This is a genomic window from Aliiroseovarius lamellibrachiae (genome assembly GCF_018599245.1).
GTDB classification, from domain to species: Bacteria; Pseudomonadota; Alphaproteobacteria; order Rhodobacterales; family Rhodobacteraceae; genus Aliiroseovarius; species Aliiroseovarius lamellibrachiae.
The window spans coordinates 338,944-355,287 of sequence record NZ_JAHEVJ010000002.1; the positions used below are offsets into that span (position 1 = coordinate 338,944).

At 58.2% G+C, this 16,344-nt stretch carries 14 protein-coding genes; 10 read left to right on the forward strand and 4 right to left on the reverse strand.

Annotation, left to right across the window (positions count from 1 at the left end; genetic code table 11):
* The first annotated feature begins 56 nt into the window (after positions 1 to 56).
* The 4 genes from KKW20_RS05070 to rpsD all read left to right on the forward strand — a co-directional run bounded on the left by KKW20_RS05070 (position 57) and on the right by rpsD (position 3,836).
* Positions 57 to 1,055, forward strand: a complete 999-nt coding sequence (locus KKW20_RS05070; RefSeq protein WP_214566647.1) for a lipid A-modifier LpxR family protein — start codon at positions 57 to 59, stop codon at positions 1,053 to 1,055.
* A 153-nt stretch (positions 1,056 to 1,208) separates the two neighbouring features.
* Positions 1,209 to 2,270 carry a Hint domain-containing protein gene (locus KKW20_RS05075; RefSeq protein WP_214566648.1) on the forward strand — a complete coding sequence of 354 codons (1,062 nt, stop codon included), beginning with the start codon at positions 1,209 to 1,211 and terminating at the stop codon, positions 2,268 to 2,270.
* 158 nt (positions 2,271 to 2,428) lie between these two features.
* On the forward strand, positions 2,429 to 2,851 hold the full coding sequence (locus KKW20_RS05080; RefSeq protein WP_214566649.1) for a universal stress protein: 423 nt from the start codon (positions 2,429 to 2,431) through the stop codon (positions 2,849 to 2,851).
* Between the two features lie 364 nt (positions 2,852 to 3,215).
* Positions 3,216 to 3,836 (forward strand): 30S ribosomal protein S4, encoded by a 621-nt coding sequence (gene rpsD, locus KKW20_RS05085; protein ID WP_214566660.1) that lies wholly within the window; start codon positions 3,216 to 3,218, stop codon positions 3,834 to 3,836.
* A 241-nt stretch (positions 3,837 to 4,077) separates the two neighbouring features.
* Here the strand turns inward: rpsD and KKW20_RS05090 are convergent, their stop codons facing one another.
* Positions 4,078 to 5,016 (reverse strand): SRPBCC family protein, encoded by a 939-nt coding sequence (locus tag KKW20_RS05090; RefSeq protein WP_214566662.1) that lies wholly within the window; start codon positions 5,014 to 5,016, stop codon positions 4,078 to 4,080.
* A 230-nt stretch (positions 5,017 to 5,246) separates the two neighbouring features.
* Between KKW20_RS05090 and hisC the strand changes: the two genes are divergently transcribed.
* From hisC to KKW20_RS05105, 3 genes are read left to right on the forward strand one after another with little or no spacing between them, the layout of a single operon-like run.
* Positions 5,247 to 6,395 (forward strand): histidinol-phosphate transaminase, encoded by a 1,149-nt coding sequence (gene hisC / locus KKW20_RS05095; RefSeq protein WP_214566664.1) that lies wholly within the window; start codon positions 5,247 to 5,249, stop codon positions 6,393 to 6,395.
* Positions 6,392 to 7,312 carry a prephenate/arogenate dehydrogenase family protein gene (locus KKW20_RS05100; protein ID WP_214566665.1) on the forward strand — a complete coding sequence of 307 codons (921 nt, stop codon included), beginning with the start codon at positions 6,392 to 6,394 and terminating at the stop codon, positions 7,310 to 7,312. Before hisC ends, KKW20_RS05100 begins: the two co-directional genes overlap by 4 nt.
* Positions 7,309 to 8,187, forward strand: a complete 879-nt coding sequence (locus KKW20_RS05105; RefSeq protein ID WP_214566667.1) for an extensin-like domain-containing protein — start codon at positions 7,309 to 7,311, stop codon at positions 8,185 to 8,187. The genes KKW20_RS05100 and KKW20_RS05105 overlap by 4 nt, the downstream gene beginning before the upstream one ends.
* A gap of 195 nt (positions 8,188 to 8,382) precedes the next feature.
* On the opposite strand, the gene KKW20_RS05110 is transcribed toward KKW20_RS05105, so the two are convergent.
* Entirely contained in the window at positions 8,383 to 9,384 is a 1,002-nt protein-coding gene (locus KKW20_RS05110; protein WP_214566669.1) for a DUF2125 domain-containing protein, read from the reverse strand.
* Positions 9,385 to 9,449: 65 nt separating this feature from the next.
* Between KKW20_RS05110 and KKW20_RS05115 the strand changes: the two genes are divergently transcribed.
* The 3 genes from KKW20_RS05115 to KKW20_RS05125 all read left to right on the forward strand — a co-directional run bounded on the left by KKW20_RS05115 (position 9,450) and on the right by KKW20_RS05125 (position 13,035).
* Complete coding sequence (locus tag KKW20_RS05115) at positions 9,450 to 9,992, forward strand: gamma-glutamylcyclotransferase (RefSeq protein ID WP_214566671.1); 543 nt, start codon at positions 9,450 to 9,452, stop codon at positions 9,990 to 9,992.
* A gap of 67 nt (positions 9,993 to 10,059) precedes the next feature.
* Entirely contained in the window at positions 10,060 to 11,316 is a 1,257-nt protein-coding gene (locus tag KKW20_RS05120; protein ID WP_214566673.1) for a biopolymer transporter ExbB, read from the forward strand.
* 3 nt (positions 11,317 to 11,319) lie between these two features.
* On the forward strand, positions 11,320 to 13,035 hold the full coding sequence (locus KKW20_RS05125) for a peptidoglycan -binding protein (protein WP_214566675.1): 1,716 nt from the start codon (positions 11,320 to 11,322) through the stop codon (positions 13,033 to 13,035).
* On the opposite strand, the gene KKW20_RS05130 is transcribed toward KKW20_RS05125, so the two are convergent.
* Together KKW20_RS05130 and clpA are read right to left on the reverse strand one after the other, a co-directional pair.
* Positions 13,032 to 14,000: a peptidoglycan DD-metalloendopeptidase family protein gene (locus KKW20_RS05130; protein WP_214566677.1), complete on the reverse strand. Its 969-nt coding sequence runs from the start codon at positions 13,998 to 14,000 to the stop codon at positions 13,032 to 13,034. The genes KKW20_RS05125 and KKW20_RS05130 overlap by 4 nt on opposite strands.
* Positions 14,000 to 16,327 carry an ATP-dependent Clp protease ATP-binding subunit ClpA gene (gene clpA / locus KKW20_RS05135; RefSeq protein WP_214566686.1) on the reverse strand — a complete coding sequence of 776 codons (2,328 nt, stop codon included), beginning with the start codon at positions 16,325 to 16,327 and terminating at the stop codon, positions 14,000 to 14,002. The genes KKW20_RS05130 and clpA overlap by 1 nt, the downstream gene beginning before the upstream one ends.
* Positions 16,328 to 16,344 lie beyond the last annotated feature (17 nt).

A 16,344-nucleotide genomic window follows, 5' to 3' on the forward strand; every position in this document is an offset into this window, starting at 1 on the left:
ACATAGAAAGCGCGACAGGGTGGGGGCCCTGATTGGGACCTGACATGCGAGCTTTCATGCGCACCATTATTACCGCCCTCACCTTGGGATCATTCCAACGGTTTTCATTCCTCGCAACGCTGAGCTTTTGCGCGGCGTTAGGCGCGGCCACAGTTGGGTCTGCCCCCGCATATGCCGAGGGGACAAGCCGCTGGGGCGCAAACCTTGGGACAGGTCGCTTTTTCTCCAATGATTTTCTGGGCGACAATAAAGACCGCTGGCGCAGTGGGGCCTATACAGTGTCCAAACTGCGCGGCCCTTTGGGGCTGACGGGATTGCCCACGCAATTCGGCACGCTGAACGAGCTGCGCTTTGCCACGCAAATCATCGCCCCCGCCAACCTTGGCACAGCCGACCCGACCGATCGCCCCTATGTGGGTATGGCGTCTCTTGGGGTGCATTCTCATGCGGTGAAGCGAGGGGTGGAAATGCGTGTGGGCTTAGATCTGGTCGCCACAGGCCCCTCTACCGGGATCGGCGATTTCCACAGCTGGGTGCATGACGCATTGGGGGCCACGCCGCCGTCTGATGCCGTGTTGGGCCGGCAAATTGCCGACCACATTTATCCTACGGCCTCGCTGGAAGTGGCACGCCCTTACGCGCTGGACACCAAGATCCTGGGCCATGTGACCTTGCGCCCGTTTGTGAATGCGCAAGCCGGTGTTGAAAGCTTTGTGCGTATCGGGGGGGACATCCTGATTGGTGCGGCGTTTTCCCAAGGGGTGCTTTTGCGCGACGAAGTCACGGGGCAATTGTACCAAGGCCTGAACACAGACCCCGCCAAGGGCCTGTCCTTCCTGTTGGGTGCAGATGTGGCCCATATGTTTGACAGCCAGCTGTTGCGTGCATCCGACGGTGTTACGCTGACCAAGACCCGCACCCGCGCGCGCGCAGGCCTGAAATGGCAAGGCGAACGGGTGGGGGTGTTTTACGGCGTGACCTATCTGGGCCGTGAATTTGAAGCCCAGCCCGAGGGGCAGATTGTCGGATCGCTCAGCCTCAAACTGGATTTTTAAGACGTCCATTTTTCTCGTTTTAAAGGGGGAAGCGTGGCCTGTCGGACTCACCTATCCGAAAGGTATGAAAAGGTTAACGAAATCGCTTAACAGAGCGAATCGACCGTGCTATCCTCGGGCCAAATAAAAAAACAAAATGGCAGGTATATGGGTATGAAGACGGGCTTAATCGGCACGTTTGTCATCTCGTGGGCACAAACAGAAATCGACGGTTTGGCAGGGGCTGCCAAATCTGCACTTGGGGTTGGGGCAAGCTGGCGTTGGTCAGGTGAACCGCTTCGGGTCGATGGCCCACAGGACATTCTTAGGCTACACAACGCCAGCGCAGAGGCGGATCTTCGTCGTCGCGCGGCGAAAATGGTTCATAAACTGGTCGGGGCCGCAATGGATCCTGACACCAGTGTTGATGCGGTTCAGGTTGACGATCCGCTTTTAAACATGGGGTTTGAGGTCACGGACGGGCACAAAAGCTATACCGTCACGCTGATTGATGTTGGCCCCCACGCGCATCCTCTTTTGATGTTTCTTGATGATGTGCCCCCGGCGGATATGGATCTGTGGGTGGTGCATGCGATGCTGGAACCCAGCCACATCAACCGGCTGACCGATCAGCCCACCGGCGTGATCTGCTTTACCCCCGGCACGCGCATTCGCACGCCCGAGGGCGAGGCGATGGTCGAGCATCTGCGCGAAGGCGACATGGTGCAAACCCGCGACAATGGTGCGCAAAAAGTGCTGTGGATTGGCCAGCGTCGCATTTCTGGTGCGCGTCTGTTTGCGATGCCAGAGCTGCGGCCCATTCGCCTTCGGGCCGGGGCCATCACATCGGGGCAACCGGACGAGGATCTTGTGGTCTCGCCGCAGCATCAGGTGCTGATCCGTGGTGATCGCGCGCGCGAGCTGTTTAATGTGGACGAGGTGCTGGTGCGCGCCCAGGATCTGGTCGATGAACGCCGGGTGTTGATCGACACAATGGCGCGCGAAGTGACCTATTATCATGTGCTGATGGAAAACCACGAAGTGGTCTGGGCCAACGGCGTGCCGACGGAAAGCTTCCACCCGGCGAACACCTCGCTTGACACCGTTGAAGAACACCAACGCGCGCGTTTGTTTGAGATGTTCCCGGCGCTGGACTATGACCCGATGGCTTACGGCGATTATGCCCGCCGGTCGCTGAACCAAGCGGAAGCGGCGATTTTGCGGGGCGTGGCGTAAAGGAACACATGCTTGCAAGTGATATTGGCCTCAGAACCGGTGACTGGTTTTGGGGCCAATTTCTTTGCCGCCACAGCTTGCGCAATGCGCCTTGACTGAGAACAAGGCAGGTGGCGTGCAAACCGCGTAGTCTCGGATCCACAAATGGGAGGAGACACATGTATCAGCACATCATGGTTCCGGTGGATCTGGCCGAAAAAGAGGGGCTGCACAAAGCGGTGCAGGTGGCGGCCGATCTGGCCTTGCACTATGGCGCGCGTATGACGTTGGTCAGCGTAAGTGGCGGTTTGCAAGGCAAGGTGTCACATTCGCACGCTGAATACGGGCGACGTCTGGCGCTTTATGCCGATGAGATTGCAGCCGAACATGGCATTCACGTCGACAGCCTGAATTACGGCGTGCCTGATCCAAGTGTCGAAGTGGACCAAAAGCTGATCCAAGCGATTGATGATCTGGCGGCCGATCTGGTGGTGATGGCCAGCCATCAACCGGGCTGGGTCGAATATTTCATCAACTCACACGGTGGGCGATTGGCCAGCCACGCCAAAATCTCGGTCTTTGTGGTGCGTGAGGGGGCGTGAGGGGGATTGCGATCTTTCCGGGTGGGCGGGGCGCCAAACCCCACTTCGCCGTTGACTCCCCCCGCCACCCCGCTATAAGCGCCCAGTCGGTCCCCTTGGGGGCCGCATTCATTTGGTGTTGGTGGCCCTCGCAAGAGGATGCCTGTCAAGCCCCAGAGCCCCGACCATTTTAGGGTGTGCCATAAGGCCCCTTAACTTGCCGGATCCGGCCCGAAGGCAAGAGGACAACGCCCTTTTAATCGGCACAAGGCCCATTCGGGGTTGGTTTGCACATAACGGGAATGATCGCAGCCGCGATTGAGACCCGAAAAGTGGGAACCGGTTTTCGGAAAAGTCGAAATGCCATCTATAAAGGATATCAGCTGTGACGAAACGTACCGCTGCCAAGTATAAAATTGACCGCCGCATGGGCGAAAACATCTGGGGCCGTCCGAAATCCCCGGTGAACCGTCGTGAATATGGCCCCGGCCAGCACGGCCAGCGCCGCAAGGGCAAACTGTCGGACTTCGGTCTGCAGCTGCGCGCCAAGCAGAAGCTGAAAGGCTACTACGGCGACCTGACCGAGAAACAGTTCCGCCGCATCTATACCGAAGCTGAGCGTGTAAAAGGCGACACCGGTGAAAACCTGATCGGCCTCTTGGAACGCCGCCTGGACGCTGTTGTGTACCGCGCCAAGCTGGTTCCAACCGTTTTTGCCGCCCGTCAGTTCGTGAACCACGGCCATGTGACCGTGAACGGCCAAAAAGTGAACATCCCTTCCTACCGTGTGAAAGAAGGCGACGTGATCGAAGTGCGCGAGAAATCCAAGCAAATGGCTTTGGTTCTTGAAGCCGTTGCTTTGGCCGAGCGTGACGTTCCGGATTACCTGGACGTTGACCACTCGAAACTGACCGCCACCTTCACCCGCACCCCCGGCCTGTCCGACGTGCCATACCCGGTGATGATGGAACCCAACCTGGTGGTTGAATTCTACGCGAAGAACTAAGGCGTTTTGCGGGTCTGAAAGGACAAAGTATCGGTTTTTGCGTTCGAGCCGCTGGCAAAGTCAGAGGCGAGAGGCAGCGAAAACCGATCCGCTTAAACCGCAAACACCTCTCTTCGCCGACACAGAGAAGTATCAAAGGGCTGCGCAAAAGCGCGGCCCTTTTTCGTTGGCGCTACGAAAGCTATGAGTGCCATGACAGGCTCAACTCAAAGCCTCACCGCGTCGCCCTTAGTCGCTGATGTCAGGCCTCTGCCCGCGTTTTGATCACGCTTAAAATCGCTTGGTGGAAATCTTCAAAGAAGAAATTATGCCAAAACTTTGCGTACCACCCAAGCTTTGAACCATCATAGGTTTGGGTGGTCAGGGTCAAACGGGTTTTGTCCCCGACGCTGTTGATTTGATAAGAGCCTGAAAGAACATCAAAATACCGCCCTCCCACCTCGATGTGGGGATCTTCAATGCCCTGTGCGGCCCAACCCTTTGGAAATTCAAATACCCATGAAATACGGCGGTTTTCGACGACTTCTGTGATCCGTTCAAGAAAATGCACGTCCTCCCCCCAAAAGGAATGGCGCACCGATCCGGCAGGGGATTGGGTCCAAACGGCGGATGTTGGTTTTGGAACCCCGAGCCAATGTGACAGATGAGTTGGAACTTCTGACGGTTGAATGTCCGGAATGGATTTGACCATCTCAAAAACTTTCTCGGCAGGTGCGTCAATGAGAACATCATGGGATATAACATATGTTTTGGGCTCGCTGGGCAAAAGGCTGGCGCAAAAAATTGCGACCAAGGGCAGGGCAAACACCGTTTTGGCGCCTTTGGTTTCGGTCTTCCATCGCAGATAGATGAGATACGTTAGCCCGCCAATCATGCTGGCACCGAGCAGCGGGGCGATCGCCATGGCAATGCAGATCAACCCTTCAAGTTTGAAGACAAAAGATCCTGTGAAACTGCCGAGCATCGTCGCCGCCAAAAACAAGACACTCGCCCCAAAAGAACGAAAGGTTCCTTTCGGACGAAAATGCACTATCACGGCACCGGCGATAAAGGGAAACCCAAGCAAAAACACAATACTGACCGTGTCGACACTCAAGGCCAACGCGCCAACGTAAAGCGCAATGAGGGCCATAGACAGGAAGATAATCGGTGCGAGTATACGCGATAATTTCGCTAGCATAATTGGATGTCCACGCAGCTGATGTGCGAATCACTTACTTCAATCTTGGATATCTACAAACCATTCCACTTTGTTTGACTGTGTGCAACCGTGCCTCGCTGTGCTGATTAAAACGGGCGCGGGCCCCGCACCCCAAAGCCACACCTTCCCCCCGATCCCACATGTTAGCGCTTTCCCCCTTCCACCACCCAGCCACGCCCTGTAAAGCCTTGAACAAAGGAGAAACGGTGATGGCGAAGATCGAACCCCTTGCTGGGATCAAAAAGATCAAACCCTATGTGGGCGGCGCGGCCAAGGTTGCGGGCGTCACAAATGTGACCAAGCTCAGCTCAAATGAAAACCCGTTTGGGCCAAGCCCGGCGGCGGTTGAGGCGTTCCAGCGCGCGGGCCATGACTTGCACCGTTATCCCAATACCGATCACGCCGCCTTGCGCACCGCCATTGGCGATCTGCACGGGCTCGACCCTGACCGTATTATTTGCGGCGTCGGATCCGATGAGATCATCACCTTCCTCTGTCAGGCCTTCGCCGGGCCAGGGGATGAGGTGATCTATACCGAACACGGTTTTTCGATGTATAAAATCTCGGCCCGTGCGGCTGGGGCGACCCCCGTTGAAGTGGCTGAGCGGGATCGCTTGGTCGACGTTGATGCGATCCTTGCGGGTGTCACCGCCAAAACCCGGCTGGTGTTCATCGCCAATCCCGGCAACCCCACCGGCACCATGATCGGCGTCGGGGAACTTGCGCGCCTCGCGGAAAACCTGCCGGAAAACGTGCTGTTGGTGCTGGATGGCGCCTATGTGGAATATGTCGAAGGCTTTGATGGCGGGGCCTCCCTTGTGACCATGCGCGACAATGTTTTCATGACGCGGACGTTTTCGAAAATGTACGGCCTTGGCGGGCTGCGCATTGGGTGGGGGTACGGCACACCCGAGGTGATTGACTACCTCAATCGCGTCCGGGGGCCGTTTAACCTGTCGATGCCACAACTCGCCGCCGCAGAAGCCGCGTTGCACGACCGTGCCCATGTGGCCCGCTGCCTGAGTGAAAACACCCGCCTGCGTGCGTGGTTGGCCGAGGCATTGGCCGAACATGGCGTGCCGTCCGACACCTCTTGCGCCAACTTTATCCTTGCGCGGTTTGCCAGTGAAGACGAGGCAAATGCCGTGGATGATTTTATGCAATCCGAAGGCGTGATTGTGCGCCGGGTTGCGGGCTATGGCTTGCCAAACTGCCTGCGGATCACGGTGGGGGACGAAGCGTCCTGCCGCCGTGTGGCCCACCTGATTGGCCGCTTTAAAGGCGTGATCCCTGCGCCAGACCCTAAGATTTCGGGCAAGAAGGACGACAAAAAGGGCGACCAAAAGGAAGACGCATGACACAGATCTATGACCGCGTTGCCCTGATCGGCCTTGGCCTGATTGCATCGTCAATGGCGCACGGAATGCGCCGCGCAGGCCTTGCGGGCGAAATCGTCGGCACCGCCCGTTCCGCTGAAACCCGAGACACCGCGCGCGCCCTTGGCTTTTGTGACCGGATCGAAGACACCGCCGCCGAGGCCGTCAAAGGCGCGGATCTGGTGGTGCTGGCTGTGCCCGTTGGCGTCATGGGCAATATTGCCAAAGAGATCGCACCCCATTTGGCCAAAGGGGCCACCGTGACCGACGTGGGATCGGTCAAGCAATCGGTGATCGACATGGTTGGTCCGCATCTGCCCGACCTCGTTGATTTCATCCCGGGACACCCGCTTGCTGGCACGGAACACTCTGGGCCAAACTCTGGTTTTGCCGAACTTTTTGACAATCGTTGGTGCATCTTGGTGCCCAATGGCGCGGATGCGGCGGCCACCGCGCGTCTGCGCAAATTCTGGGAAGGTTTGGGATCTAACGTCGAGGAAATGGGACCAGAGCACCACGATCTCGTGCTGGCCGTGACCAGCCACACCCCGCACCTTATCGCTTATACGATGGTCGGGGTGGCGGATGATTTGGGCCGCGTGACCGACAGCGAAGTGATCAAATATTCGGCCGCCGGGTTTCGCGATTTTACCCGGATTGCCGCCTCTGATCCCACCATGTGGCGCGATGTCTTTCTGACCAACAAAGAGGCGACGCTGGAAATTCTGGGTCGTTTCACCGAAGAGCTGTTTGCGCTGCAACGTGCCATTCGCACCGGTGATGGCGAGGCGCTTTTTGATTATTTCACCCACACCCGCGCCATTCGACGCAGCATTATCGAAGCGGGTCAGGACACCGATGCGCCGGACTTTGGTCGTGGCGCTGGGGCACAAGAATGACCCTGCGGGCGGCTCTTTTTGCTGGACTGGCTGTGACGCTGATGGCGGGCACGGCGCTGGCTTATGCCCCTGAGACGTCGTTGCGCCCAGAACCGCGCCCCGGTTCTGGAACCGTTGCCCCAAAAGTGGCCGTCAGGTTTGACGCGAAAATTCGCCCCAAGCCCCGCCCTACAGCCCACACCCAAACCACGGCACCGATGGTCAGCCTGTCCAACACCACAACCGCCGCTGTGTTTGGTGATCAGGCACTGACCCGGTCCTTGCGCCCCCTGCCACGCCCCAAACAGCGTGTGATGCAAGCCACCGCCCCCTTGGCCACGGCACTGCCGACCCCAAAACCTGCCGGGCGCAAAGGGTCAATTTGCGGTGTGAAAGCGATCAAAGGTCAGGCGTTGTCGTCGATCCCCGGCAAGCTTTCGGGATGCGGCGTGTCCAAACCGATGCGCGTGACCGAGGTGTCGGGCGTGCGGTTAAGCCAGGGCGCGATCATGGATTGCGACACGGCCAAAGCCCTGAATTCCTGGGTGCGCAAAGGGGTCTTTCCTGCGGTCGGTCGGTTGGGCGGCGGCCCTTCTGAGCTGAAGGTGATTGCGCATTATTCATGCCGCACACGGAACAACAAGCCGGGCGCAAAAATCTCGGAACATGGGCGTGGGCGCGCGGTGGACATCGCCGGTGTGACCTTGAAGAACGGGGCGTATTTGAGCGTGCTGAAAGGCTGGCGTGATCCGGTGCAGGGCAAGGTTCTTAAGGCGATGCATGCCGCGGCGTGTGGGCCATTTGGCACTGTGTTGGGGCCAAACTCCGACAAGTATCACAAGGATCACCTGCATTTGGACACCGCCAAATATCGCAGCGGATCATATTGTCGTTGAGCGAATGAGGCTTGACGCCAATCCCAATAAGGGTCGACTTCACTAGAAAACTAGAAAACTAGAAAACTAGAAAACTAGAAAACTAGAAAACTAGAAAACTAGAAAACTAGAAAACTAGAAAACTAGAAAACTAGAAAACTAGAAAACTAGAAAACTAGAAAACTAGTTTTCCGGTTTTTGATCGCGCGCGTGGACTTAGCGAATTTTCAGCACGGGGGCGCGACCAATGGGAATGGGCCCCAAGGTCACATAACCGCCCGAAAAGCCCAACGTTACATCCAGGCTCTCGCGGCCCCCGGACAGGCCCGCCACAAATTGCAGCGCTCCGGTCAGCGTGCTGACGAATTCTGGCGCAATGGCGCCTGACGTTTCGGCCACCGCAATCATCTGACGCCAGTTGTTGGCTTTGATCGCGATTTCGCCGGTGGGAATTCCGGCTTCGTCGATCTCAAGCGTTCCCCCCATTTTCACATCCATCTCCCCCCATTTTGCTGTCAACAAGGTCAGATCCAAATGGCGCGGCTGTGGGCGGGCGTGTTCAATGGCGAAGCGGTCCCAGGGCGCGGAAAATCCCATGTTCGCCTTTACCGTGACGCCATCAAAGACCGGCGGCAGCACGCTGTCGGGGCCAAGGCTTTGTACAAATTCTGAGGCGGGGATCAGGTTTTTGGCTTCAAAATAGACCTCATGAAGGTTGCTGTCCGCATCCAACAGACGCGTGGCCAATTGCCCGCTGTCCAGATGTGCTTGCCATCCAATCGATGAGACAAGCGACATGTTTTCAATCACAAATGTTGCGCGATCAAGGGGCAGGTCCGGGTGGGGGGCCACCACCAGAGACCCTTTGAAATCGTCGGCGGTGATGTCAATTTTCTGGGTCGGGGCTGACAGGCGCTGCACCCCCGGCCAGACCGCGATCACATGGTTGGGTTTATAGCTGAGCGCGAGGATCTGGAACTCCTCTGCGTTCCAAGCAAGGCCCGTTTCGGGATCGGCCAAGGACAATCCCGTGATCACTGTGTCAAACCGATTGGGAAAGCCACGCACCTTCAGGTCGTCATATTCGGCCACCCAACCGTCCGGACCACGCTCGTCAAACCACTGCACAAATGCACGTTCGGCACTTGATGCGCCAACCCACCAATACCCGGCCCACAGCCCGGCCAACACAAGGGTAATGACGATCAGTTTGCGCATGGTGCTTTCCTCTTTTGTCCGCTCAATTTATACGACCCTTATAGGGCGCGAAGAGGACAGGTGAAATGGACAAGAACGAGCTTTGGGTGTTTGGGTATGGATCTTTGCTCTGGCACCCCGGATTTGACCACGACGAAGCAGTGATTGCCACGCTTTCGGGGTATCACCGGTCGTTTTGCATGCGCTCAATCCACCATCGCGGCACCGATGAACATCCCGGTTTGGTGCTGGCGCTGGACGAAGGGGACGCCACCTGTCAGGGCATCGCCTTTCGCGTCACCCCCGGCACGGAAGCCCCCACAATGGCCGCGCTGCGTGAACGCGAACTCGTGTCTTCGGCCTATCTGGAAAAAACCCTGACGTTGTCCCTGAAAGATGGCCGCAATGTCACCGCTGTCACCTATGTGATTGACCCCGAGCATGTGCAATATTGCCATCTGCAGCTTGAGGAACAGGCGCAGATCATCGCCACGGCGGTCGGCGGGCGCGGCCCCAACACCGATTATCTTTTTAACACCGCCGATCACCTGACGGATCTGGGGATCACTGATCCCGAACTCAGCTGGCTTGCCAACCGCGTACGCGAGATTGCCCCAAACGCGACTTGATCCTTGGCAGGGCGCACAATCGCGCCTATCGTAGCCCCAAAGCAATATCGCGATGGGAACCAACCCGATGGATGAGCCGAACCGCCGGTCGCAATTTACGCGCCGCAAAGAGGTCGAGCCGCAGTTTTCTCAACCGTTCCGCCAGATCTTTGTGATGCTGGTGGTGCTGGCCCTTGTGGGCGCGGGGCTTTTTGTCGCCCTGCCTCAGGTCCTGCCGGTGTTTCTGGCCAACCTTTACCTCAACGCCTTTATCCTTTTGGTCTTTGTGATCGGGCTGCTCGCGTGTTTCTGGCAGGTCTGGCAGGTGACGTCGTCTGTGATCTGGATCGAGGGGTTTGTGGGCGATCGTGACGGGCATAACCCCGACCGCGCGCCACGTATTCTGGCGGCCTTGGCCAAACTGCTCAGCGCACGGCGGGCCCGATTGCAAATTGGCGCGGCGTCTTCGCGGTCCATCCTCGACAGTGTGGCGACCCGGATTGACGAGGCCCGTGACATCACGCGCTACATCGTGAACCTGCTGATTTTCCTGGGCCTTTTGGGCACGTTTTACGGGCTGGCCACCACGGTGCCTGCGGTGGTGGAAACCATCCGCTCGCTTGCCCCAACCGAAGGCGAAGGCAGCACCGAGGTCTTTAACCGGTTGATGAGCGGGCTTGAAAAACAGCTGGGCGGCATGGGCACGGCATTTTCATCGTCGCTTTTAGGGCTTGCGGGGTCATTGGTTGTTGGGCTGATGGAGCTGTTTGCGGGCCACGGTCAAAACCGCTTTTACCGCGAACTCGAAGAATGGCTGTCGACCATCACCAAGCTGGGCGTGGCCGCGCCAGATGGCGACGGTGACGGGGACAGCGGCGGTGGGAACAACCTTGCCGCGACCTATATGGGCGTGATGGCCGAACAGGTCGACGCGATCCAGAACATGTTCATGCAAACCGACGTGAACCGCGCAGCTTTGGACGCGCGGCTGGGGCAATTGGCGGACAATGTGGAACGCCTGACTGCAGAGCTAAGCGAAGAACAAACCGCGCCAGAGCCAGCCCCGCCGCCCGCCGCCCCCGACATTGCCCCGGTGCTGATGCCCGTTCTGACCCGATTGGCCGACGGACAAGACCGGATCATCACAGCGCTTGAAGGACAGGGTGAGCTGGGACCGCAGGTCGATGCTGAAAGCCGAATGCGCCTGCGCTCGCTTGATGTGCAGCTGTTGCGTATCCTTGAGGAAATGCAGGCTGGTCGCCAAGAAAGCCTCGCGGATATTCGCGGTGATCTGGCCAACCTGACCCATGTGATCCGCGTGGCCTCCGGTCAGGATCGGGGCTGAGTGATGGCGATGACCCGGCGATCTGTGAACCGAATGAGCGGCACTATCTGGCCGGGGTTCGTGGACGCCATGACCGCACTTTTGCTGGTGCTGTTTTTCGTGTTGACCATCTTTATGGTGGTGCAATTTGTGCTGCGCGAAACCATTTCCGGGCAGGCACACGAGCTGGACGAACTGTCATCACAGGTGGCGGGCTTGGCCGATGCGCTGGGGTTGGAACGCAACCGATCCGCCGCTTTGGAAGGGCAGGTGGGGTCGCTGTCCGCCACCCTGTCTGAGGCCCGCGCGATTTCCGAGGCGCAATCCGCGCTGATCACCCAGCTGACCGCGCAAACCGAAGAACAAGCCGCACAGATCACCAGCTTTGAAGCGCAGGTCGCAACCCTTTTATCCCAACGTGACACCGCCCTTGCCGCGGGCGAACAGATGACGGCAAAGATCGAAGATCTGGAAGCCGCCAAAGCCACGCTGATCTCTGATCAAGAGGCGCTGCAACTGGCGCTGACCCAAGCGCGTGGTGAAATTGACGCCGGTGTCGAGGCCGCGCGTTTGGCGGCGGCAAAACGCGAAGCACTTGAGGCCTTGGTGGCCGACTTAAAGGTTAAAGTGACTGAGGGTGAACAGGCCCTGAGCACAGAAGAGGCCGGACGTTTGGCCGAGGCCGCCGCCGCCCAAGCCTTGCGCGAAAAGTTGCTGAACGCCGACGATGAATTGACCGCAATGACACTGGCCCTTGAGGCGCAGCGCAAAGAGGCCGAGGACACATTGACCTTGCTGGCCGCTGCCAAAGCGGCGGGCGCTGATCTGGACGGTCGCTTGGCCGCCGCAGTTTTGGAGCTTGAGGCGCTGAAGGCGGATGAAGGTCGGGCCGAGACGCTGAGTGCCGAATTACGGGCGGCCTTGGCGGCGCGTCTGAACGCCGAGGCGCAGGTGGATCAAGCGGTTTCAGAGGCCGAGGAACGCAAACGCCTGTTGGCCGCCGCCAATCTGGCCCTGTCCAACGAAGAGGCCGCATCGGCAGAAAGCGCGCGCAAAGTCACTTTGTTGAATGAACAGGTGGCGGCGCTGCGTGCGCAGCTCAATGGGCTTCAGTCCATTCTCGATGACAGTGCGTCAAAAGATGAGGCAGCACAGGTGCAGATCCAGCAATTGGGCACACAGTTGAACGCCGCGCTCGCGCGGGTGGCATCCGAGGAAAGCAAGCGCGCCGCCTTGGAAGAGGCTGAACGCAAGCGGCTTGAGGAAGAGGCCAAAGAGCTGGCCGCTTACCGGTCGGAATTCTTCGGCAAACTCAAGCAAATTCTGGGCAATCGTGAAGGCATCAAAATCGTTGGCGACCGCTTTGTGTTCTCCTCCGAAGTGCTGTTCACCAGCGGCGACGCCGTGTTGCAACCCGAAGGCAAAGCGCAGGTCGCCAAAGTGGCCGCGCTGTTGTCCGAGGTCGCGGGCGACATCCCCGATGAGGTGGATTGGATCATTCGCGTCGATGGCCACACCGACAACATCCCGCTGTTGGGCACCGGGGATTTTCGCAACAATTGGGAGCTGAGCCAAGCCCGCGCCCTGTCTGTGGTGGAATATATGATCAATGATCTGGGCTTTCCGCCCGGTCGACTGGCCGCCACCGGTTTCGGCGAATATCGTCCTGTGAACCCGGCTGATACCCGTGAAGCGCGCGCGCAAAACCGACGGATTGAACTGAAACTGACCGAGCGTTAATGCACGTCGATGTCAGACCGGTGGGCATCCACCACGATGCCATCCCGGATCAACCAACTTGACACCGCATAGGTCCCCGTTGGCCAAGGGGTTTTGGTTTTCTTGCCAATGGCGCGAAAGGCAAGCACTTGGGTCTTTTTCATAAGAACGTCTTCGTCAAGGATCATCCCGGTTGGCCCGTCGATCTGAAGGCGCAGGATGTCACCCGCGCGCGGGCCGTAAACAAAGCTCCACCCGACAAGGGCGGGGGCATTGGGGGCCAGACTGATGTGCTGCGCGGCCCCGGATTTTACGTCTTCAAAACGGGGGATGTTTGGTGCAAACCCGGATGAGGCGATGCCGCCCATAGGGTAAGCGATTGGGGTCTGCCACAGTTGGTCATTGGCAGATGTGTCGCCGCATTCGGCATGGGCATCGGGGGCAAAGGGGTCGACCACCTCGCCGTCTTTGCGAAAGGAAATATGCAGATGTGGATATTGCGTTTTGCCTGACAGGCCGACCTGACCCAACACTTGTCCCATGCGCACGGATTGGCCCTTTTCAACGGCGACACTGCCTTTTCGAAGATGGCAATATTGGCTGACCCAGCCGCCGCCGTGGTCCACAACCACGCCATTTCCACATTCGATCCCATCCACATTCGGGGCGTTTTCAGCGCCGTACACTGCCTCGTCCACACCGTCGCGCACCCCGCGCACACGGCCGGGGGCGGCGGCCAAGACATCAACGCCTTTGTCCATCGCCGCATGTGAGGGAAGGGCGAAGTCGGTGCCTTTGTGGGTGTCATAAGACCGCGCACCACAGGTGTAATCCGCCACCCCATCGCTGGGATCTGCATCGACAAGATTTAGGATGAAACAGGTGTCGCCCAGCGTGCAATCAATGGGCTGGGCAAAAGAAGGATCGCGCGCCACGGCCGGGGCCGCAGCGCACACCATTAGGATCATCGCCCAAAAGAGGCGCATTAGTCCGCCGTCAAAAGCGGTGGCTTTTTCTTGGACCCAAGCTGGGCGTTTTTCGGTTTCTCCATACGAAGATCCAGCTCGCCAGCTTTCACGCCAACCTGCACCATGCCGCCCTTGGCAAGCTTGCCAAACAACAGCTCTTCGGCCAGCGGCTTTTTGATGTGCTCTTGGATCACACGGCCCAAGGGGCGCGCGCCCATGCGGTCATCATAGCCTTTTTCGGCAATCCATTCGGCGGCCGCACGGGTCAGTTCAATTGTCACGCCACGGTCCAAAAGCTGGGCCTCAAGCTGCATCACGAACTTCTCAACCACTTGCAAGATCACCTCTTTGCCCAATGGGGCAAAGCTGATCACCGCGTCCAGACGGTTGCGGAATTCTGGCGTAAAGGTCCGTTCAATCGCGGCGGTGTCTTCGCCGGTTCGACGTTCCCGACCAAAGCCCACAGCAGATTTCGCCTGTTCAGACGCGCCCGCATTTGAGGTCATGATCAGCACCACATTGCGGAAGCTCACCGTGCGCCCGTTGTGGTCCGTCAGCTCGCCATTATCCATGACTTGCAACAGGATATTATAGACATCCGGGTGCGCCTTTTCCATTTCATCCAGAAGCAGCACACAATGGGGATGTTGATCCACACCGTCGGTCAAAAGCCCGCCCTGATCAAAGCCGACATAGCCGGGGGGCGCGCCAATCAGGCGCGAAACGGCGTGTTTCTCCATATATTCTGACATATCAAAGCGCAGAAGTTCCACACCCAGATTGTCGGCCAGCTGTTTGGCGACCTCGGTTTTCCCGACACCTGTTGGCCCGGCAAACAGATAGTTGCCGATCGGTTTTTCAGGTTCGCGCAGACCGGCACGGGCCAGTTTGATCGCCGAGGACAGCGCATCAATGGCTTTGTCCTGACCAAACACCACGCGCTTCAGCGATCTCTCCAGATCGCGCAGGGTTTCGGCATCATCTTTCGACACGCTTTTCGGCGGAATGCGGGCGATTTTGGCCACAACAGCTTCGATTTCCTTCACGCCGATATTTTTGCGGCGTTTGCTTTCTGCGACCAGATGTTGGGCGGCCCCGGCCTCATCAATCACATCAATCGCTTTATCCGGCAGCTTGCGGTCGTTCACATAACGATCCGACAGCTCCACTGCGGTTTTGATCGCATCGGCGGTGTATTTCACCCCGTGATGCTCTTCAAAATACGGCTTCAACCCTTTCAGGATCTTGATCGCATCATCCACAGAGGGTTCATTCACGTCGATTTTCTGGAACCGGCGGCTGAGCGCGCGGTCCTTTTCAAAATGCTGACGGAACTCTTTATAGGTGGTGGATCCCATGCAGCGCAGTTTCCCGCCCTGAAGCGCAGGCTTCAGCAGGTTAGAGGCATCCATCGCCCCACCTGACGTGGCACCCGCACCGATCACCGTGTGAATTTCGTCAATGAACAGCACCGCATCCGGGTGATCTTCAAGCTCTTTCATCACCGCTTTCAGACGCTCTTCGAAATCGCCGCGATAACGGGTGCCTGCCAAAAGCGCGCCCATATCCAGCGAATAAATGGTGGTTTCCGACAGGATTTCCGGGATTTCACCGGCAATGATCTTGGTGGCAAGCCCTTCGGCGATGGCGGTTTTGCCCACACCCGGATCGCCCACCAAAAGCGGGTTGTTTTTACGGCGGCGGCACAGCACCTGAATGGCGCGCTCCACCTCGTGATCGCGACCGATCAGCGGGTCAATATCGCCTTCACGCGCCTTGGCGTTCAGATCGACGCAATATTTACCCAGGGCCGTTTCTTTTTCCTCAGCCGGCTCTGCATCGGTCGCCATTTCGTCTTCGAAATCAGGCGTGCCAGAGATCGGGCGCGAATCGCCAAAGCTGGGGTCTTTTGCCACGCCGTGCGCGATGTAATTCACCGCGTCATAGCGGGTCATATCCTGTTCTTGCAGGAAAAATGCCGCATTAGATTCGCGTTCCGCAAAGATCGCGACCAGCACATTGGCGCCGGTTACTTCGGTGCGGCCAGAGCTTTGCACATGGATCGCGGCGCGTTGGATCACGCGCTGGAAGGCGGCCGTTGGCACGGCTTCATTGCCCTCGAGATCGGTGATCAAGGTTGAAAGTTCTTCGTCAATGAACTCAAGCAACACTTTTCGCAATTCCCCGAGATCCACGGAACAGGCCTGCAACACGCGGGCGGCATCCGGTTCATCAAGCAGCGACAGAAGCAGATGCTCCAGCGTTGCCAGTTCATGCTTGCGCTCATTTGCCAGGCCTAGGGCGTGGTGAATGGCGTCTTCGAGCGGTTTAGAAAAGGACGGCACGTGGCATTCTCCTCGTA